This is a genomic window from Phenylobacterium sp. (assembly GCF_036563385.1).
In the GTDB taxonomy this organism is placed as follows: domain Bacteria; phylum Pseudomonadota; class Alphaproteobacteria; order Caulobacterales; family Caulobacteraceae; genus Phenylobacterium.
In genome coordinates, this window is sequence record NZ_DATCML010000012.1 from 181,087 (window position 1) to 203,154 (window position 22,068).

Genomic DNA, 22,068 nt, shown 5'->3' on the forward strand with positions numbered 1-22,068 from the left:
CTTGCCTACTGGCGGGCGGGGCTGATTTGCGCGCCTCGTGTGAGTTGGGGGAAGGACGCGCTTGAACCAGGTGCTGGCGGCGCTTCAGCGATTCGGGATCGGCAGGCTTGCCGCGATCCTCGGCATCGGGGCCGGCGTGGCCGCGGTGCTCGTGGCCGTGATGATGAACCTGGGCGAGCCCAAGGCCCTGCTCTATTCGAACCTGGACCTCAAGGAAGCCGGCTCGATCACCGCCGCCCTGGACCAGGCCGGCGTCAAGTACGAGGTCAAGGGCGACGGCTCGACCATCCTCGTTCCGCGCGACGAAGTCGCCTCCACCCGCCTGATGCTGTCGTCGAAGGGCCTCCCGACGGCGGGCTCGGTGGGTTACGAGATCTTCGACGAAGCCAATGCGCTCGGCCAGACCGACTTCGTTCAGCAGCTGAACCGCCAGCGGGCGCTCGAAGGCGAACTCGCCCGCACCATCCGCAGCCTCGACGGCATCACCTCCGCCCGCGTGCATCTCGTGCTGCCCAAGCGCCAGCTGTTCGAGGACGAGGCTGAACAGCCGTCGGCGGCCGTGAACATCGCCGTCGGCGGCCGCGAGCCGAGCGCCGAGCAGGTCCGGGCGATCCAGAATCTGGTGGCGGGGGCGGTGCCGAACCTGAAGCCCGACCGCGTGACCGTGGTCGACCAGCACGCCAAGACCCTGTCCGGCGGTGACACCGGCATGGCCGCGGAGGCCGACGGACGCAAGACCGAGGTCGAACAGCGCATCGCCAAGCAGGTGAAGCAGCTGGTGGAGGGCGTCGTCGGCGCCGGCAAGGCGCGCGTCAACGTCACCGCCGACCTGGAGCTGGCGCGAGTGACCGTCCAGCAGGAGACCTTCGACCCCGACGGTCAGGTGATCCGTTCGGAATCGACCACCGACGAGAACGCCCGCGAGAACGAGCCGGAGACAAACGGCGAGGTCTCCGCGGCGGCCAACATCCCGGGCGCGGGCGCCAACGGCTCGGGCATGAACTCCTCGGCCAGCGGCCGCCAGGAATCGACCACCAACTACGAGATCTCCAAGACCGTGCGCACCGAGGTGCAGGAGCCCGGCCAGGTGAAGCGCCTGTCCGTGGCCGTAGCGGTCGACGGCGCCACGGCTGCGGGCCAGAACGGCCGCCCCGGCGCCTACACGCCGCGTACCGCCGAGGAGATGCAGCGCATCGAGCAGCTGGTGCGCACGGCGGTCGGCTTCAACCAGGAGCGCGGCGACCAGGTCAGCGTCATCAACGTCCGGTTCCCTGCCGACGAGAACCCGTCGGGCGTCGAGTCCGCCAACCCGCTGATGGGCTTCGACAAGAACGACATCATGCGTGGCGCGGAACTCGGCGTCCTGGCGATCGTCGCCCTGCTGATGATGATGTTCATCGTGCGGCCCCTGATGCGCGGCGCGATCGGCGGCGGCTCGGCCGGCGGCCGCATGCCGGCGCTCACGGGGCCGAACGTCACCCAGATCACCACCACCGCCGACGGGCAGGCGATGCAGATCGGGGCCGACGGTCAGATGATGATGCTGCCGCCGCCCGGCGAGCTCGACCAGAAGATCGACATGGCCCGGATCGAAGGCCAGGTGAAGGCGAGCTCCATCAAGCGCGTCTCGGAATTCGTCGAAAAGCACCCTGAGGAGTCGGTCTCGATCCTCCGCGGCTGGCTGCACGAGAGCGCGTAATGGCTAAGGGTAAAGCCATCGAGACCGCCAGCAGCCTGTCGGGGCCTGAGAAGGCCGCGGTGGTCCTGCTCGCCCTCGGCGAGGAGCACGCCCACGTCTGGAAGCAGCTCGACGAGGACGAGATCAAGGAGATCTCCCAGGCGATGGCCGGCCTGGGCAGCGTCTCGTCCCAGGCCGTCGAGGACCTGCTGGTCGAGTTCGTATCCGGGGTCACCGGCGCGGGCTCCCTGATGGGCTCTTTCGAACAGACCCAGAAGCTGCTCGCCTCGATCATGCCGCCAGACAAGGTCGACGCCCTCATGGAGGAGATCCGCGGCCCCGCGGGTCGGACCATGTGGGACAAGCTGGGTAACGTGAACGAGAGCGTCCTGGCCAACTACCTGAAGAACGAATACCCGCAGACCGTCGCGGTGGTGCTGTCGAAGATCAAGTCGGACCACGCCGCCCGGGTGCTGGCCGCCCTGCCCGAGGACTTCGCCCTGGAGTGCGTGCAGCGGATGCTCCGCATGGAGCCGGTGCAGCGCGAGATTCTCGACAAGATCGAGCAGACGCTCCGCACCGAGTTCATGTCGAACCTGGCCCGCACCTCGAAGCGCGACAGCCACGAGATGATGGCCGACATCTTCAACGCCTTCGACCGCCAGACCGAGGCCCGCTTCATCACCGCCCTGGAAGAGCGCAACCGCGAGTCCGCCGAGCGGATCCGCGCCCTGATGTTCGTCTTCGAGGACCTGTCGAAGCTCGATCCCGGCGGCGTCCAGACCCTGCTGCGGGCCGTCGACAAGGACCAGCTGGGCCTGGCCCTCAAGGGCGCCTCGGACACCCTGCGCGAGATGTTCTTCTCCAACATGTCCGAGCGCGCCGCCAAGATCATGCGCGAGGACATGGAAACCATGGGCCCCGTCCGCCTGCGCGACGTGGACCAGGCCCAGATGGCCATGGTGCAGGTCGCCAAGGACCTGGCCGCCAAGGGCGAGATCATGCTGGCCGGCTCCGGCGGCGAAGACGAGCTGGTGTACTGATGACCGGTCTGCAGAAATTCGCCTTCGACACGGAGTTCGACTCCGCCGGCGGGGTCGCTTTCCAGGCCCCGCGGCCGAAGACGCACTTCACGCCGGAAGAGGTCGAGCAAATCCGCGCGGACGCCTACGCCCAAGGGGAACGCGCGGGCCTGCAAAGCGTCAACGCCGCCCAGGCGCGGGCCATGGCTGAGGTCGCCGCCGCCTGCCGGCAGGCGCTGCCGACCCTCGCCCAGGTGGCCCACGAACATCGGCTCGGCTCGGCGCAGCTGGCTCTCGCCTGCGGCCGGGCGATCGCCGACGCGGCCCTGACGCGCTTCCCCGAGGCGCCGCTGCAGGCGGCCTTGGAGTCGCTAGCGCGCGAGCTCGAGGCGGCGCCGCGGCTGGTGATCTCGGTGGCGCCGGGCCTGGCCGACTACGTGCAGGAGAAGGTCGGCAACACGGTCGCGGCCACCGGCTTCGTGGGGGCGCTGACCGTCCGCACCGACGGCTCACTCGCGCCTTACGCCTTCACCCTCGACTTCGGCGACGGCGCAGCCGCCTTCGACCCGCAGGCGGCCGCCGAACGGGTGTCGGCGGCCCTCGAGGCGGCGCTCGCCGCCGAGGGCCTGCACGCCGAGCCCCTGATCCCCGGAACCTGAGACGCGAAGCGAAGCCATGTCCGAGAACGACCTGAAGCTCGACGAATTCGCCCCCGGCGAAGGGCCCCTGGCGGAGACCTTCTCCGGCGAGGAGAAGACCGCCACCGACCTGGCGCCCGTGTTCGACGTGCCGGTGAGCATCTCCGCTGTGCTCGGCCGCGCCAGCCTCTCGGTGGCCCAGTTGCTCGAACTGAACCAGGGCTCGGTGCTCGAGCTCGACCGCAAGGTCGGCGAAGCCATCGACATCTATGTGAACAACCGCCTGGTGGCGCGGGGCGAGGTCGTCATCGTCGACGAGCGCCTGGGCGTGACCATGACCGAAATCATCAAGGACGGCGACGCCGCGGCCTGACGGCCACGCGTCGACTGAAGGAGACCAACCATGCGGCTTCTGGTCGTTGGCAGACTGAACGGACAGCTCTCCACCGCCGTCAAAATGGCGATGAGCGCGGGCGCCAAGGTCAGCCATGTGGAGAGCATCACCCAGGCCACGCACGCCTTGCGGGCCGGCCAGGGCGCCGACCTCCTCATGGTGGACTACGAACTCGATATCGCCGCCCTGATCGCGGCGAACGAGGCCGAGCGGATCCGGGTGCCGGTGGTGGCCTGCGGCATCGGCGCCGACGCCGTCGGCGCGGCCGCCGCGATCAAGGCCGGCGCCAAGGAGTTCATCCCGCTGCCGCCGGACGCCGAGCTGATCGCTGCGGTTCTCGCAGCCGTGTCGGACGACAACCGCCCGATGGTGGTCAACGACCCGGCCATGCGCGCCGTGCTCGCGCTGGCCGACCAGGTCTCCGGCTCGGACGCCTCGATCCTGATCACCGGCGAAAGCGGGGTCGGTAAGGAGGTGATCGCCCGCTACGTGCACCAGAAGTCGCGCCGGGCGCAGAAGCCGTTCATCTCGGTGAACTGCGCGGCGATCCCGGAAAACCTCCTGGAAAGCGAGCTGTTCGGCCACGAGAAAGGGGCCTTCACGGGCGCGGTGGCCCGCCGGATCGGCAAGTTCGAGGAGGCCAACGGCGGCACCCTGCTGCTGGACGAAATCTCCGAGATGGACGCCCGCCTGCAGGCCAAGCTGCTGCGCGCCATCCAGGAGCGCGAGATCGATCGGGTGGGCGGCGCCAAGCCGGTGAAGGTCGACATCCGCATTCTCGCGACCTCGAACCGCGACCTGGCTCAGGCGGTGAAGGAAGGCACGTTCCGCGAGGACCTGCTGTATCGCCTGAACGTCGTGAACCTGAAGATCCCGTCGCTTCGGGATCGCCCGGCCGATGTGATCGCGCTCGCCGAGCACTTCATCAAGAAATACAGCGCCGCCAACGGCGTCCCGGACCGCCCGCTGTCGGCCGAGGCCCGCCGGCGGCTGACCCTGCATCGCTGGCCCGGCAACGTGCGCGAGCTGGAGAACGCCATGCACCGCGCGGTGCTCCTGTCCTCCGGGCCGGAAATCGACGAGCTGGCGATCCGCCTGCCCGACGGCCAGCCGCTGTCGGCGTCCGATCCCGGCGTGCGCGCCGCCCAGGCCGCCTCGGTGGCCGCCGAGACCGCCAGCCGCGCTTTCGTCGGTCAGACCGTGGCCGAAATGGAGCAGCGGCTGATCATCGACACGCTGGAGCATTGCCTGGGCAATCGGACGCATGCCGCCAACATCCTCGGCATCTCCATCCGCACCCTGCGCAACAAGCTGAAGGAGTACACCGAGGCCGGCGTGCCCGTACCTGCGCCCCAGATGGGCGCGAGCGCGGCATAGCGGAATCGCGGCAGAGGACTCCGCAGCGCCCCGCTTCCGCGGGGCCAGGCGGTTGAACCATGGCGGACACGGGAACCACAGGACTGGCCGGACAGCGGATCACGCCCCGCGACGTGTGGGGCTGGGTCGCGCGCGGCGAGGTGGCGCTGGCGCTCGGCGTCGCCGCCGTCATCGTCATCCTGATCCTGCCCGTCCCGGCCTTCCTGCTGGACGCCTTCCTGGCGATCTCGATCGCCAGCTCGGTGCTGATCCTAATGACGGCGCTGATGATGAAGCGCCCGCTGGACTTCACCGCCTTCCCCACCGTCCTGCTGGTGACGACGCTCTACCGGCTAGGCCTGAACATCGCCTCCACCCGCCTGATCCTCGGCCACGGACACGAGGGGGCGCACGGGGCGGGCCAGATCATCCAGGCGTTCGGCAACCTGATGATGGCGGGCAACTTCGTCATTGGGGTGATCGTCTTCGCCATCCTGGTGCTGGTGAACTTCGTCGTCATCACCAAGGGTTCGGGCCGGATCGCCGAAGTGGCGGCCCGCTTCACCCTCGACTCCATGCCCGGCAAGCAGATGGCGATCGATGCCGACCTGTCGGCGGGCCTGATCGACGAGGCCGAGGCCCGCAAGCGGCGCCGCGAACTGGAGCAGGAGAGCACCTTCTTCGGGGCCATGGACGGCGCCTCGAAGTTCGTGAAGGGCGACGCCATCGCCGGCCTGGTGATCGTCGCCATCAACATCATCGGCGGCATTCTGATCGGAGTGGTCCAGCACAAGGTGCCGATCGGCGAGGCCTTTTCGACCTACACCATCATGACCATCGGCGACGGCCTGGTCTCCCAGATCCCGGCGCTGATCATCTCGGTGGCCGCGGGCTTCCTGGTGTCCAAGGCCGGCGTCGAGGGGGCCGCCGACAAGGCCCTGGTGGCGCAGCTGGCCATGAACCCGATCAGCCTGGGCATGGTGGCCGCCTCCTCCGGCGTGATCGCCCTGATCCCGGGCATGCCGATCATCCCCTTCGCCCTCATCTCGATCAGCACCGGCGCTCTGGCCTGGCGACGATCGCAGAAGGCCGCAGAGCCGCCGCCGGTGGAGATCTCCCAGGCTCCGGCGGAAGAGCAGGAGGAGCCGATCGGCCAGACCCTGGCCATCGACGAAATCAAGATCGAGCTCGGCTACGCCCTCCTCGGCCTGATCAACGACCTCGAGGGCCGGCGGCTGACCGACCAGATCAAGGCGCTCCGGCGCACGCTCGCGGCCGACTTCGGGTTCGTGATGCCCAGCGTGCGGATCCTCGACAACATGCGCCTGCCTTCCCAGGGCTACTGCATCCGGATCAAGGAGATGGAGGCCGGTCAGGGCGAGGTCCGCCTGGGCCAGCTGATGGCCATGGATCCGCGGGGCGGCCAGGTGGAACTGCCCGGCGAGCACATGCGCGAGCCCGCGTTCGGCCTGCCGGCCACCTGGATCGACGAAAGCCTGCGGGAGGAAGCGACCTTCCGCGGCTACACCATCGTGGACCCGGCCACGGTGCTCACCACGCACCTGACCGAGATCCTCAAGGAGAACATGCCGGACCTGCTCTCCTATGCGGAGGTGCAGAAGCTCATCAAGGAACTCCCGGCCGAGCAGAAGAAGCTGGCCGACGACCTGATCCCCTCGGTGGTCACCGCCACCACTGTCCAGCGTGTCCTGCAGGCCCTGTTGCGCGAGCGCATCTCGATCCGGGACCTTCCCTCCATCCTGGAGGGCATCGGCGAGGCCGCGCCGCACACGGCCTCAGTGACCAACCTGGTGGAGCAGGTGCGCTCGCGGCTGGCGCGCCAGATCTGCTTCGCCTATCGCGGCGACGACGGCTCGCTGCCGATCGTCACCCTCAGCCCCGAGTGGGAATACGCCTTCGCCGACGCCCTGGTGGGCCAGGGCGAGGAGAAGCAGCTGGCGCTGCCCCCCTCGCGGCTCCAGGACTTCATCCGCGGCGTGCGCGACACCTTCGAACGGGCGGCGCTGTCCGGCGAGAGCCCGGTGCTGCTGACCAGCCCGACGATCCGGCCCTATGTCCGCTCGATCATCGAGCGCTTCCGCGGCCAGACGCCGGTGATGAGCCAGAACGAGATCCACCCCCGCGCCCGGCTCAAGACGGTCGGCACGATCTGACGGACCAAGCGTCGCGCCCGGCCCCGACGCTCCGGCGTTGCGACCGTCGCTCGCGGCTGGTAGCGGTTCGGCAAGCAAGGAGCGCGAAAAGGCTCCGGTGAGTCTTGGGATCAGGATGCGGCGACCTCTCAACAGACCTCAGGGCACCGGAGCAGCCGTCCTTTGGGACCTGCTCACCTTCGAGAAGCTGATGACCAACCAGGTCATCCACCTGATCTACTGGGCGGGCCTCGGCGTAATCGCGCTGGGCGCCTTCGGCTCGATCGGCGCGGCGGTCGGGGTGGCGATCCGCGAGAACAGCATCTTCGGCGTCCTGCTCGCGATCCCGGTGCTGGTCGGCGGCCTGCTGGTGATCGGCGCGCTCGCCCTGCTCTGGCGCTCGTTCTGCGAGTTCTACGTGGCGATCTTCAAGATCAGCGAGGACCTGAGCGTTCTTCGCCAGGACGTGGAAGCCGAGCGCGCCCGCATGGGCCAACCGCGGCCCTGAGGCTCTAGCCGGCCGCCTTGCGCAGGCCCAGCTCGTCCATTTGGGCCGCCTCGAACTTCGCCTGCTTCTTCAGCGCCCCCAGGCGCATCTGCTCGGCGATGTGCTCGTACTTCTTCTGCTCTTCGAACGCCTGGGCGAGCGCGTCGCGAGCGCCGGCCTCTTCGGCGGTGACGATCTCGATCTGCGCCAGGACGTGGCCCTTGCGCACCTTCAGCGCCTCGAGGAACCGGTGCAGGTCGCCGGCCGTCGAGGGGTGGCACTGGGCGATCTCGGCCTCCCCCTGCGCCACCAGCATGGCGTACTGCATCTCGTGCGCCCGCTTGCGGTCGCCGATCTCGGCCAGCCGCTTCTGCAGGGTCTCGACCTCGAAGCCGGACAACTTGATGAGGGATTGGGCCCAGTTGCTCATCAGGCTTCACTCAGGATCTGCGAGAGCGCCGCGAACGACGACTCCAGGCTCGTCGCCTCGTCGGGCGACTGGGACAGAAAGGCTTCGAGCGACGGGTTGAGCTGGATCGCCCTGTCGACGTCGGGGTCCGCCCCCTGCCGATAGGCCCCGATGCGGATCAGCTCCTCCATGTTGGAGTAGGCCGACAGCGAGCGCCGCGCCGCCGTGACGATCTCCCGCTCGTGCGGATGCTGGCACCCGGGCATCGTCCGGCTGATCGACTTCAGCACATTGATCGCCGGGAAGCGGCCCCGCTCGGCGATGGCGCGCTCCATGACGATGTGCCCGTCCAGGATGCCCCGCACGGCGTCGGCGATCGGCTCGTTGTGGTCGTCCCCGTCCACCAGCACGGTGAAGAGGCCGGTGATCGGCCCCGCCTGGGTTCCGTCCGGCCGGATCGGCCCCGGCCCGGCGCGCTCCAGCAGCTTGGGCAGCTCGGTGAAGCAGGTGGGGGTGTAGCCCTTGGTGGTCGGCGGCTCGCCGGCGGCCAGGCCGATCTCACGCTGGGCCATGGCGAAGCGGGTGACGGAGTCCATCAGGCACAGGACCTCCAGGCCCTGGTCGCGGAAGAACTCCGAGATCGCCAGCGTCATGTAGGCCGCCTGCCTGCGCTTCAGCGCGGGCTCGTCGGACGTGGCGACGACCACCACCGCCCGGCGCAGGCCCTCCTCGCCCAGGGTCTCCTCGATGAACTCGCGCACCTCGCGGCCCCGCTCGCCGATCAGCCCGACCACGACGGCGTCGCAGTCGGCGTTCTTGGCCAGCATCGACAGCAGCACCGACTTGCCCACGCCGGAGCCGGCGAACACGCCCAGGCGCTGGCCCCGGCAGCAGGTGGTGAAGACGTTCATCGAGCGGACGCCCAGGTCCAGCCGCTCGCCGACCCGGGCGCGGGCGTGGGCCGGCGGCGGCGGGGCCTTCAGCGGATAGGGGGCCAGGCCCTGAGGCAACGGCCCCAGGCCGTCGATCGGCTCGCCGAAGGCGTCCACGATCCGCCCGAGCCACGACTTGGTCGGCCGCACCGCCGAGCCCTGCGGCTCGATGCGGATCTCCGCGCCGGGCGCCACGCCCTCTACGGGGCCGAAAGGCATCAGCAGGGCGCGGGTCTCGCGAAAGCCCACCACCTCGGCGGACAGCGGCGTCTCGCCGTGGCGCACGATCTCGGCGCGGGCGCCGACCGCCAGCCGCGAAAGGCCGCCGCGCGCCTCGATAAGCAGGCCGTTCACAGCGGCCACGCGGCCGGAGACGGTCAGGGGATCCAGCCGCTCGACCGCGGCCACCAGGCTCTGCACGCAACACCCTCGACTTGAGGGCCCGAGGGTCGGTGCTTCGCTGTTAAGAGGCCGTGAAGATTTTGCCCACCGGCCAAAGCTCACCCCCTAAGGGGGTGGCGACCTAGCGCCGCGGGCCGGCGGCGCGCGTCAGGGCGGCGGGCAGCAGCGCGCCGCGCCGTTGCCGCGCATGGATCTCAGGCGAGAGGACCCGTTTGCTTCCATGGCTAAGCTTTCGAAGCAGTATCGGGGAGCCCAGCCCTTCGGGTCGGTGTCCACTCACAAAAGATTCAACCGGCCTGCGACCCGTGGTCCGGACAGCGCCGCTTGTCGCGGAATCTCAAATCAGATTAACGATTCAACTCAGACGGACAGCAATCCATTAACCAGTCTTAAATTAACTCGCTGGCAGGTTTAACGGCGAGGTTCGGGGCGGATTCAGTGAATCCGAGGGCTGAGCGGGGACGCAGTAGGAGAGCAGAATGCGCGTACTGTTGATCGAGGACGACAGCGCCACCGCGCAAAGCATCGAATTGATGCTGAAGTCGGAAGGGTTCAACGTCTATACGACCGACCTAGGTGAGGAAGGCGTCGATCTGGGGAAGATCTACGACTACGACCTGATCCTGCTCGACCTGAATCTGCCCGACATGAGCGGAATGGACGTGCTGCGCACGCTGCGCGTCGGCAAGATCAACACGCCGATCATGATCCTGTCGGGCACGGCCGAGATCGACACGAAGGTGAAGACCTTCTCCGGCGGCGCCGACGACTACATGACCAAGCCGTTCCACAAGGACGAGTTGGTCGCCCGCATCCACGCCGTGGTCCGCCGCTCCAAGGGCCACGCCCAGTCGGTGATCAAGACCGGCGACATCACCGTCAACCTGGACGCCAAGACCGTGGAAGTGAACGGCATCCGCGTCCACCTGACGGGCAAGGAATACCAGATGCTGGAGCTTCTCTCCCTGCGCAAGGGCACGACCCTGACCAAGGAGATGTTCCTGAACCACCTTTACGGCGGCATGGACGAGCCCGAGCTGAAGATCATCGACGTCTTCATCTGCAAGCTGCGCAAGAAGCTGGCGGCCGCCGCCGACGGCAAGCACCACATCGAGACCGTCTGGGGCCGTGGCTACGTGCTGCGCGACCCGCAGGAGGCCGTGGCCGCCGCGTAAAGGCGGCCCGATCATCGAGGAGAGCGGGGACGCCCGCCGGTCCGCCGGCGGGCGTTTTCATTTGCGCCGCCCACCGCTAGCGTCACCTCAACGACCGCCTGGGAGGACGGCATGGGACGGGTTCTGGCGCTGCTCTCCGCGCTCATCGCCGCAGCGCTGCTGGCCTGGTTGAACGAACGCCCGCCCGAGCCGAAGCCCGCGACCGCCGCCGCCGTAGACTTCTCCGCCCACCGCGCCATGGCCGACGTGACGGCGATCGCCCGCGAGCCGCACCCCATGGGCAGCCCGGCCAACACGCGGGTCCGCGACCACCTCGTCGGGCGCATGGCGGGCCTTGGCCTGTCGCCCCAGGTCCGGCGTGATGACGCGCTCTACGTCCGCCCGCCCCCGCCGTCGGCCGGCGGGAGCCCAGGGACCGAAACGCCGTCGGCGTATCCCCCGTCGATCGTCGGAGGGACCGTCGAGAACATCATTGGCGTCTTGCCGGGCCGCGACCGCAGCCTGCCGGCCGTGGCGCTGATGGCCCACTATGACAGCACGCCCGACTCCCCAGGCGCCGCGGACGACGCCGCGGGCGTCGCCGCCGCACTGGAGATCGTCCGCGCCATCCGCAGCGCGGGCCAGCCGGTGCGCGACGTCATGGTGGTGTTCACCGATGGCGAGGAAAGCGGCCTGCTGGGCGCGCGCGCCTTCTTCGCCCGCGATCCGCAGGCCCGCCGTATTGGCCTCCTCCTCAACATGGAAAGCCGCGGCATGGCCGGCCGCGTGCAGATGTTCCAGACCAGCCGCGACAACGGCGAGCTCATACGCCTGCTGCAGCGGACGGCGCAGCGCCCCTCGTCCTCGTCGCTGTCGGTCTTCGTGTACGAGCTGATGCCGAACGACACGGACCTGACCATCTCAAACGCGGCCAAGGTTCCCGGCCTGAATTACGCCTTCGTCGGCCGGCAGTTCGACTACCACTCGCCCACCGCGACCGCGGCGAACATGGACCGCGGCACGCTGCAGGACCTCGGCGATCAGGTGCTCGCCACCAGCCGGGCCGCGGCCTTCGATCCCGCCCTTCCCGCCCCCGCGCCCAGTGCGGTCTACAGCCAGCTGTTTGGCGACATCATCGTGGCCTACCCCACCTGGGGCGGCTGGCTGGTGCTCGCCACGGCCGCAGCGCTGATCGCGCTCGGCTTCGTGCGGGCGAGGCGGCTTGAGCCCTTCTCGCTGGTTGACGTCGCCCGCGGCGCCGGGGCCACGCTCTCGACCGTTCTCGGCGCGGCCGCGGTGCTGCATTTCGCCAGGCGCGCCACGGGCGCCGGCTTCGGCTTCATGGAGCAGCGGATCCTGCTGGCTCAGGTCAGCCGCTGGGAAGCGGCGGCTGTCCTGCTCGCCCTCGGCTTTCTGTTGTGGTCGGCCTGCGAGCTGGCGCGCGGCCGGCGGAATATCGCGCTGATCCCCCTGGCCGCCGGCGTCGGCAGCTCTCTATTCGGCGGCTTCGATCTCGCGGGCCTGGCTCTTGGGCTCGCCGCGGCCCTGGCCGCCGCCATCAGCTACGGGCGGCCCGTCAGCCGTCCGGCGGCCTGGAGCGGCGTGCTGGCCGCAAGCCTCGCCGCCGCGGTCCTGGCGCAGGCCCTCGCCCCCGCCACGGCCTACGCCTTGGCCTGGCCGCTGCTCCTGGCCGGCTTGGGCGCGGCCGCCACCGCCATGGCGGTGCGGCGGGGCCTGGCGGCCTACGCGCTTCTGGCGCTGCTGGCGGCGCTGGGCCTCGCCTGGATCGCCGGCACGGCCCACATCCTGTTCCTCGGCCTCGACATGCCCGAGCTGCTGGCGATCCCCGTCTGGCTCGCCGCCATCCTGGTCTGGCCGCTGGGCCAGTCGGTCGAGGGCGCGCCGCCCGCCCGGCTGGTCGGCCCCCTGGCCATGGGGCTCGGGCTCGTCCTGCTCGTCGCCGTGCGCCTGAACACGCCCTGGACCGAGCGCCACCCCCAGGCGACCCAGGTCTACTACCACCTCGACCAGGACGCCGGCCGCGGGTGGCGGGTGGCCTTCCTGGACCGCACGCCCTGGGTGGAACAGGCGCTGGCCGGCGGCGGCCCGATCGCCAGCCGCCGCCACTGGCTGTTCCGCGACCCTCATGACGCCGCGCCGGACCGCGCCGCAGCCATCGCGCCGCCCGAGGTTGCGGTCGCCCGCCAAGCCGACGGCGCCGCCCTGCTGAGCTTTATCCCGCCGCCAGGCGCTCGCACCTTCGTGCTGCGCGTGCGCCCGAAGGCCGACGTGCAGCTCACCCAGGTCGGCAGCCTGCCGCAGACCGTCACCCTGCCCGCCGGACAGTGGTCCCGGATCAGCTGGGAGGGGGCGCCCCAGGGGCTGAAGCTGCGGCTCGCCCCCTCGGCATCCGGCGGCGTGGACCTGCGCTACTCCATCGGCCTGGACAGCTGGCCGGCGGGCATCGCCCCCTTGCCGCCGCGCCCCGCCACTCAGATGCCCTTCGACACCTCCGACACCACCATCGTCACCGGCACGCGCCGGCTGGCTTGGTGATCGCCGCGGCTTTGGTTAAGGGGTGAGCCCCATGAGCGACGTCGTGATCTACCACAACCCCGCCTGCGGGACCTCGCGCAACACGCTGGCCCTGCTGCGCGAGAAGGGGATCGAGCCTACCGTGGTCGAGTACCTCAAGGCGGGCTGGACCCGGGACCAGTTGCAGGCCTTGCTTCAGAAGATGGACGCCTCCGCCCATGAGATCCTGCGCGTGAAGGGCACCAAGGCCGACGAGCTCGGCCTCACCGACCCCGCCGCCTCGGACGACGCCCTGATCGCGGCGATGATCCTCGATCCCGTCCTGGTGAATCGCCCTATCGTGGTCACTCCCAAGGGCGCGGCCCTGTGCCGGCCTGCGGAACTCGTTCTGGGCTTGATCTGACCGACCGTGACAAAACGACCGGGCGCAGCGGGCGCTGCTTTCGGTCATCTTCCCGTCGCCTGCTGGGGGCGGCGCAAGAAATCGGCTTAGCCGTGGCGATGCCTTAACCGTCCATCGCCTAGTACGGGGGCGTGATGCACGAGTTCGACCCGCGACAGTCGTCATTCCGCGTTGCGCCGCAGGTTGCGGCCGGCACCGCGACGGTCCTGGCCCTGTTCGTGGCCTGGAAGGTCATGGACGGACCGTCGACACCCGCCGCCCCGCCCCCGCTCAGCCCCACGGCCGTCGCCGCCCTGCAGCACGCCGCCTTCACCGGCGCCGAGGCGCAGCCGGGCTACGACCGTCCGGAGAGCGTCGAGGTGCGCATCCGTTCCGGCGAGACCCTGGAAGGCGCCATGGCGCGCGCCGGCGTGGCGCCGGACGAGGCCCATCGCGCCGTCGAGGCGCTTGGCCAGGTGATGGACACCACCCGCATCCGCGCCGGCCTCGCCTTCGATGCGGCCGTCGCCAAGCCCCGAGCCGACCGCGGCCCGGCCCGGCTGATCGGCCTTTCGATGCGCACAGGCCCGGCCAGCACGCTCACCCTTTCGCGGACCTTCGACGGCGCCCTGCGCCTTCGCGAGCTGGACGAAAAGATCCGCGACGAGACCACGGTGGCCGACGGCGAGATCCACGGCTCGCTCTACGAGAGCGCTGCAAAGCTGGGGGCGACGCCCGCCATCACGGCCCAGGTGGTCAAGCTGTTCGCCCACAAGCTGGACTTCCAGCGCGACATCAAGGCGGGCGACGAGTTCAAGCTGGTCTTCGGCCGCCAGGTCACCGAAAGCGGCCGCACCATCCAGACCGGCGAGCTGGAGTACGCCGAGCTGAAAGGCGTGCGCTTCTACCGCTTCGAGCGCAGCGACGGGGACGTCCAGTACTTCGACGAGAGCGGCAAGAACATCAAAGGCTTCCTGCTGCGCACGCCGGTGGACGGCGCGCGGATGACCTCCAGCTTCGGCATGCGCCGCCACCCGGTCCTGGGCTACGCCCGCGCCCACCAGGGCGTCGACTTCGGCGCCGGGAGCGGCACGCCCATCCTGGCGGCGGGCGATGGCGTCGTCACCAAGGCCAGCCGCTGGGGCGGCTACGGCAACTGGCTGCAGATCAGCCACAACGGCGGCTGGTCCACCGGCTACGCCCACCTGTCGCGCTACGCCAAGGGCGTGCGGCCGGGCGCGCGCGTGCGCCAGGGCCAGGTGGTCGCTTACGTGGGCACGACCGGTCTCTCCACCGGGCCGCACCTGCACTATGAGGTGTGGCTGAACGGCCGCCGCGTGAACCCCGTGGGCGCCAAGGTTCCCCAGGGCACGGTCCTTGCCGGCGCCGAGCTCGCCCGCTTCCGCGCCAACAAGGCCCGCATCGACGGGCTGCTGGCCCGCGGCCCGGAGACGCGCCAGCTGGCCGACGCCTCCGCCGCCCAGGGCCGCCTGACGCCCTAGCCGGCGCGGCGGCCCCCGTCGCTAGAACCGCTTCCGCACACCGACCCGAAGGGAGCGGCCCACCGGGCTGTTCAGCCCCGCCTCGTAGCCGAGCAGGGTGCGCGAGAAGCCGGGCTCCTCGTCGAACAGGTTCTGGACGGTGAAGGTGACCACCGTCTCCCAGGGCAGGTCCACTTGATAGCTGACGTCGGTCGTCCAGGCCCACGGCACCTTGCGGCCGGTGCCGATGGTGTAGTTCTGGCCGGCGCAGAACGGACCGTAGACGCCAGTGCCCGCGCCTGCCGGGACCGGCGGCGTGCTTGGGTTGTTGTCGGCGCAGGCCGCGCCGCTGGGCAGCACGCCCGCGCTGTTGGCGATGTTGGCGTTGTACTGCGCCAGCTCCTGGTAGTCGCCGAGGTCGTCGTTGATCAGCGAGGAGGTGAAGCGCGTCTGCCAGTTCAGGTTATGCCGGCCGCGTCGGAAGTTGAACGTGAAGGACCCCCGGTCCTTCGCGATCCGCGGGTTGAAGGTCCGGCCGGGGCTGTCGTTCAGCTGTCCCACGCCATCGAAGCCGGGCGCCACTTCGACGCCGCCCACGACGAAGGCGGACTGCTCGTAGCTCAGCACGTGCGACCAGTCCGCCGTCAGCGTGATGTCGCCCCCGAGCACGTCCTGCAGCCGGTAGCTCACCGTCAGGTCGATGCCGTCCGTCTGCAGGTAGCCGGAGTTCACCAGGTAGCGCAGCCCGTTGGACGCGCCGAAGAAGTTGACGTTGCCGCCGACCAGGCCGCCCCCGCCGGCCGGGCTGTTGATCCGCGACTGCCCCTGCACGCACGGCCCGTTGAGCTGCACGAAGGGCCGCCCGCCCAGCGCGTCCTGGGTCTCGGACAGCAGCGGGCTGGAGCAATTGATCAGGGCGGTGATGCCGGTCTGGCCCGCCTGCACCAGGCCCGGAATGATGTTGCCCGTGGTCTGCTCCCGCAGCAGGTCGTCCACCTTGATGTAGTAGTAGTCGATGTTGGCCCGGAGGTCGCCGACCTGCAGGATGGCGCCGACGTTGTAGTTGATCCCCTTCTCGGGCTTCACGTCGAAGTTTGCGTAGTTGTTGCTGACGAACAGCACTGAAGTTCCGCCGAACTCGGCCGGGGCGGCCCCGGTGGTGATGATCGCAGGGCGGTTCCCCGGCGGGTCGATGTTGCTGAACGACTTGCTCACGGTGCCACGCAGGGCCAGCCAGTCCGTCACCTGCCACTTGGTGGAGGCCTGGGGCACGAAGACGTCGTTGTTGCGCGCGCCGCGGTCGGAAAAGAACTTCTCGTACCGGCCGGAGAGGTTGACGATCAGGTTGTCGAAGACGGGCGCCTGGATCTCGGCGAAGGCCGAGGCCACCGGGAACCGCCGGTCCTGGTCGTCGGTGAAGCCGGTGACCCCCGAGCCACGGCTGAAGACGCCAGGGCCCGATCGCGTGGCGCACACCTGCACGCCCGGCGTTGCGCAGGGGTTGATCGACCGCTCGATCAGCGACGACAGGTCGGCCTCTTCCCGGAAATAGCGGTACTGGGAGCCCACCGCGACGGCGATTTCGTCTTCAGCCCACAGCCGCAGGCCGGTCTCGCCGGAGACCAGCACGTCGTAGATCGAATACTCGCCCCGACGTTTCAGGTAGAGCGGCGCATAGAGCCAACGCACCACCTCCGGATTGTTCTGCAGCCCGGCGCCGGGCAGGTAGCCGGTGAAGCTGCCCGTGCCCACGAACAGCGGGTTCGTGGACCCGGTCACCTGGTTCGCCGCCATCGCCGAGGAGAACGGGTTGAAATAGTAGCAGCCGTTCGCGCCGGGCGTGGTTCCGGTGCAGCCCGGCCCGCCGAACCCGTTCAACGCCGCCTGCAGCCGGTCCACGAGGATGTCGTTGAATTTGATCTCGTAGTTCGAAAGGTTGAAGGTTCCGGCCACCGACCAGCGCAGCTTCGTCCCCCAAACCTGCGGCAGGTCGCCCGACACCTCCGCGGTGAAGCGGTAGATGCGGTTTTGGTTCTGCTGCTCCTCCAGCTCGGGCGCGGGCGTCCCGGCGGCCCCGAACGGCCGCCAGAAGCCGCTCGTCAGGCCCACGCGGCCCCCGTTCACGGTCTGGAAGGCCTGGGTCCCCGGCGTGCCCGGGTCCCCGAAGGCGAGCGTTCCGTCCGAGTTGCGCAGGGTCGACAAGAACTGGCGCACCGCCGGGTTGGAGCCCGCGACGCCATAGGCCGAGCCGCCGATGTTCTGGGTGGCGCCCGTCGTGGCGTTGCCGATCGGGAAGACCTGCGGGACGCTCGTGAAGGCGTCCAGCGGGATGTGCGGCACGTTCAGGTCGTAGAACAGGCCTTCGAGGTGCAGGCGGATGCCGCGCTCGAACTCGTAATTGATCTCGGCGTAGGCCTGCCAGGTCTCCTGTTCCTCGATCAGGTTGCTGGTCTGCGAGGTCTGGTAGTAGCAGATCGGCGCTGAGGCCGAGCTGAAGCCGGCGAAGCCGCCCAGGGCCGCGCAGGCCGGATCGCGCACCAGGCCGCTTGCGCCGATCTGGTAGTCGCCGGCGAACCGGTTGCCGCTGGTCGCGGTGGCGCCCGGCGTGATCACCGCGGTCTGGCCCGCTCGCTGGAAGGTGTAGGCGCCCGGCGCGCCGTACGAACTCCAGCCGGTGGGGTTCAGCAGATAGTCCTGCAGGGCGAAGTCGCGGTCGGCCGTGTCCAGCTCGTTGCGACGCTGGTAGCCCACGATGGCCATGGCGTTCCAGCTGTCGCCGACCTTCCCCCAGCTGACGTCCGCGTCGTAGTCGCCCTTGGAGTCCTTGATGAAACGGTAGTTGGCGTTGACCTCCACCCCGTCGAGGTTCCGGCGGGTGATGTAGTTCACCACCCCGCCCACCGCGTCGGCGCCGTAGGTGGTCGCCCCGCCGTCCTTCAGCGTCTCGATCCGCCCGATGGCGGCGTTCGGGACGATGTTGATGTTGTTGAAGCGGCCGACCGAGAACGAATACTGGTCCGGCAGCCGCCGGCCGTTGAACAGCACCACCGTGCGGTTCGAGCCCACGCCGCGCAGGTTGATCGAGGCGGCGCCGACCGCGAAGAGGTTGCTGCGGTTCGACTCGCCGGCGACGCTGCCCACCTCGCTCATGGTTCTCACCAGGTCGAGGTTGGACGGCGTGCCCTGCTGGCGGAGTTCCTCGAGGGTGACCGCCTCCACCGGAATGGACGAGTCCTCCGGCGTGCCCGCGATAAACGAGCCGGTGACCACCACCTCCTCCACGTCCGTCGCCCGGGACGCCGCCTCGCCGCGGCCCTGCGCCTGCGCGCTCCCGCAGGCCAGCGCCAGGATCGCGGCCGCGGTGGTCGCGCAAAGATACTGCTTGTTCGACATGGATCGCCCTCCCCCGCCCCGCTGCGCCATCTGGGTTGCGGCGCATGTCTGGAGCGCTCAGGACGCCATTTTTGGTCACGAATGACGGTTACTGCAAAGCCGAAATATCACGGTTCTTCAGGGTGATCGTTGATCAGTGTGCGGTCGCCGCCTCGCCGCAGTCGTACCCCGTCTTCGGAGCCCGCAAACAAGAACGCCCGGCGCAGGCGCCGGGCGTTCCCGATTCGAAGATGCAGTGTGGATCAGGCGTCGAAGACGATGACCGAGCGGGCGATCTCGCCGCGCTTCATCTCGTCAAAGGCCTCGTTGACCTGGTCGAGCCGCAGCCGGCGCGAGATCATGTCGTCCAGCTTCAGCTTGCCGGCCATGTACATGTCGCACAGCCGCGGCATATCCACCGGGAAGCGGTTGGAGCCCATCAGCGAGCCCTGGATCCGCTTCTCGCCCAGGAAGGCGGCGCCCATCAGGTTGATGGTCTGTCCCACCGGGATCATGCCGATGATGTTGGCGGTGCCGCCGCGGCGCAGCATGTTGAACGACTGCTCGGCGGTCTTGGCGAGGCCTAGCGCCTCAAAGCTGTGCTGCACGCCTCCCTTGGTCATCTCGATGACCGCCTTCACCGGATCCACTTCCGAGGCGTTGACGAAGTCGGTGGCCCCGAAGGCCCGGGCGTAGTTCTCCTTACCCGGCACGATGTCGATGGCGATGATCCGCCCGGCCCCGGCGATCGCGGCGCCGTTGATCGCCGACAGCCCGACGCCGCCGCAGCCGATCACCGCCACGGTGTCGCCCGGCCGGACGTTGGAGGTGTGCATCACCGCGCCCACGCCGGTCATCACCGAGCAGCCGATCAGGGCGGCGCGGTCCAGGGGCATGTCCGGCCGGATGGCCACGCAGGCGTGCTCGTGGATCAGCATCTGCTCGGCGAAGGAGGACAGGTTCAGGTACTGCATCATCGGCCCCTTCGGGGAGGCCAGGCGCGGCTCCTCGTCGGGCCCGCGCTTGGTGTCGGGCGACACGCACAGGCTCAGGTGGCCGGTCACGCAGTGCTCGCAGTGGCCGCAGAAGGCCGACAGGCAGGTGATCACGTGGTCGCCCGGCTTCACCGTGCGCACCTCGGACCCCACCGCCTCGACGACGCCGGCGCTCTCGTGGCCCAGCACCGCCGGCAGCGGGTGGGGATAGGACCCCTCCACGAAGTGCAGGTCAGAGTGGCAGACGCCCGCCGCCACGGTGCGGATCAGCACCTCGTGCGGACCCGGCTTGTTGATCTGCACGTCCTCGATCGAGAGCGGCTTGCCCACTTCGCGCAGCACGGCGGCCTTCATGGCGGATCTCCCCTTGAATGGCGGCCGCCCTCGTCGCGGCCGGTTCGTTCAAGCCTTATCGTCGTTCAGATGCGCGGGCCAAGGAGTTTTCGGAAAACGCCTCGACAGCGGCGGCGCGCCCCCCCATGACAGGCGCTCGATGGCCGCCCGCGACCTGATCGACGAGACCCAGCCGCAGCCGGCGGCGGCGCTGGAGGTGTTCCTCGCCTTTCTTCGCCAGGGCCTCACCGCCTTCGGCGGGCCGGTCGCCCACATCGGCTACTTCCGGCGCGAGTTCGTCGAACAGCGCGGCTGGCTGTCCGAGGCGGCGTTCGCCGACCTGCTGGCGCTCTGCCACTTCCTGCCGGGGCCGGCGTCCAGCCAGCTCGGCATGGCGATCGGCCTGCGCCGGGCCGGCCTGCCGGGCATGCTGGCCGCCTGGCTGGGCTTCACCCTGCCGGCCGGCGCGGCGATGATCCTCTTCGCCTGGCTCGCCCCGACGCTCGGCCACGCCTGGGGGCAGGGCTGGCTGCACGGTCTGAAGATCGCCGCCGCCGCCGTGGTGCTGCAGGCGCTCGTGGCCATGGCCCGCACCCTGGCCGTGGGCCCGGTGCGCGCCGGGATGGCGCTCGGCGCCGCCGCTGGCCTGGTGATGAGCGGCGGGCCGGTGGCCCAGATCTGCGCCCTGGCCGCCGGCGCCGCCTTCGGCGCGGCCTTCCTGCGCGACCTGCCGCCCGCCGAGCCACTCGAGGCGAGGCCCAGCGACGCGCGGGGCCTGCGCCGCGGGGCCGCGGCGATCGCCCTGTTCGCATTCTTGCTCGCCGCCCTGCCCTTCCTGGCTCAGGTGCTGCAGAGCCCGACGCTCGGCCTGGCCAGCGTCTTCTACCGCACCGGCGCCCTGGTGTTCGGCGGCGGCCACGTGGTCCTGCCCCTGCTCGAAAGCGAGATCGTCGGCCGCGGCTGGCTCGACGCCGACACCTTCCTGGCCGGCTACGGCGCGGCGCAGGCGGTCCCGGGGCCGCTGTTCAGCTTCGCCGGCTTCGTGGGCGCGGCCCAGCACGTGGCGGCCGGCGGCTGGGTGGGCGGGCTCGTGGCCCTCGTCGCCATCTTCCTGCCGAGCCTGCTGCTGGTCCCGGGCGTCCTGCCGTTCTGGCAAGACCTGCGCCGGCTGCCCGGCGCGCGAGGGGCGCTCGCCGGCGTCAACGCCGTGGTCGTCGGCCTGTTGGCCGCCGCCCTGTGGGATCCGGCCCTGACCCATGCCATCGTGCGCTGGAGCGACTGGGCGCTGCTGGCGGCCGCCTTCGTCTTCCTGGCCGTCGCCCGGGTCCCGCCCTGGGTGGTGGTGCTGGGCTTCGCCGCCGCCACCGGCCTGTGGACCGCCTGAGCCCTAGGCCACCTGCTGCCGGGCGGGCGCCGCCTGCGGCAGGCCAAAGCCGCCCTGCGGCCGCGGCATCCGCAGCTGCGGCAGCTTCGGCAGGCGGAACGTCCAGGTCTTCTTCTGCGGAATGCAGGACTCCAGCGCCGCAACCAGCTGCTCGGCCGGCCCGTCGTTCAGGAAGTGGTTGGCGCCGGGGGTCCGCACGAAGTTGATCGGCCGCCGCGTCTTCACCTCGCGCGCCAGCCGCTCGGCCACCTCGATGGGCGCGAAGTCGTCCTTGTCGCCGTGGATCATGTGCACCGGGATCTTCAGCCGCTCGAGCGCCCGCTTGGCGTGCACCAGCTGCGGCCGCTGGCCGGAGGCCTCCATGACCGCATGGCGCAGGTCCTTCGGGATCACCTTCAGGGCCTTGGCCCCGGTGTCGAGCAGCCAGCGGGCCGTGGGCCCGGTCTCGCCGAAGAAGCCGGACAGCAGCACCAGCCCGTCCACCCGGCCCGGGTTGTTGTCGGCCATCAGGGTGGCGATGGCCGCGCCGTAGCTCTGGCCGACCAGCAGGAGCTTCTGGCCCGGCGCGGTCCGCAGCAGCGGCGCCAGCGCCTCGGCCTGGGTGCGGATGTCGGTGACCGCATGCGCCGGCTCCGACGCCGCATAGCCCGGCCGGTCCACGACCACCATCTCCCGGTCCTGCGGCAGCTCGGCCATGGTCTCGGCCCAGTACTCGGCCCAGGAGGGCGCCCCGGTGATCACCACGATCTTCCAGGGCGCGGGGCTTTCTCGGGGCGTCTCGAGGGCGGAGATCTTCCAGCCGTGACCCCCGCCTGCATAGAAGCTGGTGCGCCGGATCACGCTGTCCGGATAATCGGCCGACGTTGGCGCGTGCTCGGTGCGCCCCGTCGCGGCGCATTCGATGCAGGCCCAGCCCATGGCGAGCACACCCTTCGGCCGTTTCCGCGGCACTCGCACTCTC

At 69.9% G+C, this 22,068-nt stretch carries 17 protein-coding genes; 12 read left to right on the forward strand and 5 right to left on the reverse strand.

What is annotated here, in order from left to right; translation table 11 throughout:
* Positions 1 to 61: 61 nt before the first annotated feature.
* From fliF to VIL67_RS12165, 7 genes are all read left to right on the forward strand, one after another.
* Complete coding sequence (gene fliF / locus VIL67_RS12135; protein WP_332049156.1) at positions 62 to 1,699, forward strand: flagellar basal-body MS-ring/collar protein FliF; 1,638 nt, start codon at positions 62 to 64, stop codon at positions 1,697 to 1,699.
* The gene (fliG, locus tag VIL67_RS12140) at positions 1,699 to 2,721 is read left to right on the forward strand and encodes a flagellar motor switch protein FliG (protein WP_332049157.1); all 1,023 of its coding nucleotides are present in this window, start codon (positions 1,699 to 1,701) and stop codon (positions 2,719 to 2,721) included. Before fliF ends, fliG begins: the two co-directional genes overlap by 1 nt.
* Positions 2,721 to 3,359 (forward strand): FliH/SctL family protein, encoded by a 639-nt coding sequence (locus tag VIL67_RS12145; protein ID WP_332049158.1) that lies wholly within the window; start codon positions 2,721 to 2,723, stop codon positions 3,357 to 3,359. Before fliG ends, VIL67_RS12145 begins: the two co-directional genes overlap by 1 nt.
* A gap of 16 nt (positions 3,360 to 3,375) precedes the next feature.
* A complete protein-coding gene (fliN, locus tag VIL67_RS12150; RefSeq protein ID WP_332049159.1) occupies positions 3,376 to 3,711 on the forward strand; it encodes a flagellar motor switch protein FliN in 336 nt (111 codons plus the stop codon).
* Positions 3,712 to 3,741: 30 nt separating this feature from the next.
* The gene (flbD, locus tag VIL67_RS12155; protein WP_332049160.1) at positions 3,742 to 5,109 is read left to right on the forward strand and encodes a sigma-54-dependent transcriptional regulator FlbD; all 1,368 of its coding nucleotides are present in this window, start codon (positions 3,742 to 3,744) and stop codon (positions 5,107 to 5,109) included.
* A 59-nt stretch (positions 5,110 to 5,168) separates the two neighbouring features.
* A complete protein-coding gene (gene flhA, locus VIL67_RS12160) occupies positions 5,169 to 7,262 on the forward strand; it encodes a flagellar biosynthesis protein FlhA (RefSeq protein WP_332049161.1) in 2,094 nt (697 codons plus the stop codon).
* Positions 7,263 to 7,377: 115 nt separating this feature from the next.
* Positions 7,378 to 7,749 (forward strand): DUF4282 domain-containing protein, encoded by a 372-nt coding sequence (locus tag VIL67_RS12165; RefSeq protein WP_332049162.1) that lies wholly within the window; start codon positions 7,378 to 7,380, stop codon positions 7,747 to 7,749.
* A gap of 4 nt (positions 7,750 to 7,753) precedes the next feature.
* On the opposite strand, the gene VIL67_RS12170 is transcribed toward VIL67_RS12165, so the two are convergent.
* Positions 7,754 to 8,158 carry a flagellar export protein FliJ gene (locus tag VIL67_RS12170; protein WP_332049163.1) on the reverse strand — a complete coding sequence of 135 codons (405 nt, stop codon included), beginning with the start codon at positions 8,156 to 8,158 and terminating at the stop codon, positions 7,754 to 7,756.
* Complete coding sequence (gene fliI / locus VIL67_RS12175; protein WP_332049164.1) at positions 8,158 to 9,489, reverse strand: flagellar protein export ATPase FliI; 1,332 nt, start codon at positions 9,487 to 9,489, stop codon at positions 8,158 to 8,160. The genes VIL67_RS12170 and fliI overlap by 1 nt, the downstream gene beginning before the upstream one ends.
* Before the next feature lie 461 nt (positions 9,490 to 9,950).
* On the opposite strand from fliI, the gene ctrA reads away from it, so the two are divergent.
* From ctrA to VIL67_RS12195, 4 genes are all read left to right on the forward strand, one after another.
* Positions 9,951 to 10,646 carry a response regulator transcription factor CtrA gene (ctrA, locus tag VIL67_RS12180; RefSeq protein WP_332049165.1) on the forward strand — a complete coding sequence of 232 codons (696 nt, stop codon included), beginning with the start codon at positions 9,951 to 9,953 and terminating at the stop codon, positions 10,644 to 10,646.
* A 111-nt stretch (positions 10,647 to 10,757) separates the two neighbouring features.
* A complete protein-coding gene (locus tag VIL67_RS12185) occupies positions 10,758 to 13,181 on the forward strand; it encodes a M20/M25/M40 family metallo-hydrolase (RefSeq protein WP_332049166.1) in 2,424 nt (807 codons plus the stop codon).
* A 31-nt stretch (positions 13,182 to 13,212) separates the two neighbouring features.
* Positions 13,213 to 13,563, forward strand: a complete 351-nt coding sequence (gene arsC, locus VIL67_RS12190) for an arsenate reductase (glutaredoxin) (protein WP_332049167.1) — start codon at positions 13,213 to 13,215, stop codon at positions 13,561 to 13,563.
* 134 nt (positions 13,564 to 13,697) lie between these two features.
* Positions 13,698 to 15,044, forward strand: a complete 1,347-nt coding sequence (locus VIL67_RS12195) for a M23 family metallopeptidase (protein WP_332049168.1) — start codon at positions 13,698 to 13,700, stop codon at positions 15,042 to 15,044.
* A 21-nt stretch (positions 15,045 to 15,065) separates the two neighbouring features.
* Here the strand turns inward: VIL67_RS12195 and VIL67_RS12200 are convergent, their stop codons facing one another.
* Together VIL67_RS12200 and VIL67_RS12205 are read right to left on the reverse strand one after the other, a co-directional pair.
* Positions 15,066 to 18,416 (reverse strand): TonB-dependent receptor domain-containing protein, encoded by a 3,351-nt coding sequence (locus tag VIL67_RS12200; RefSeq protein WP_332049169.1) that lies wholly within the window; start codon positions 18,414 to 18,416, stop codon positions 15,066 to 15,068.
* Between the two features lie 242 nt (positions 18,417 to 18,658).
* Positions 18,659 to 19,744 (reverse strand): Zn-dependent alcohol dehydrogenase, encoded by a 1,086-nt coding sequence (locus tag VIL67_RS12205; protein ID WP_332049170.1) that lies wholly within the window; start codon positions 19,742 to 19,744, stop codon positions 18,659 to 18,661.
* 139 nt (positions 19,745 to 19,883) lie between these two features.
* Here VIL67_RS12205 and chrA point away from each other — a divergent pair, with 139 nt between their 5' ends.
* Positions 19,884 to 21,107, forward strand: coding sequence for a chromate efflux transporter (gene chrA / locus VIL67_RS12210; protein WP_332049171.1), 1,224 nt, complete (start codon positions 19,884 to 19,886; stop codon positions 21,105 to 21,107).
* A 3-nt stretch (positions 21,108 to 21,110) separates the two neighbouring features.
* Here the strand turns inward: chrA and VIL67_RS12215 are convergent, their stop codons facing one another.
* Positions 21,111 to 22,058: an alpha/beta fold hydrolase gene (locus VIL67_RS12215; protein WP_332049172.1), complete on the reverse strand. Its 948-nt coding sequence runs from the start codon at positions 22,056 to 22,058 to the stop codon at positions 21,111 to 21,113.
* Positions 22,059 to 22,068: the final 10 nt, after the last annotated feature.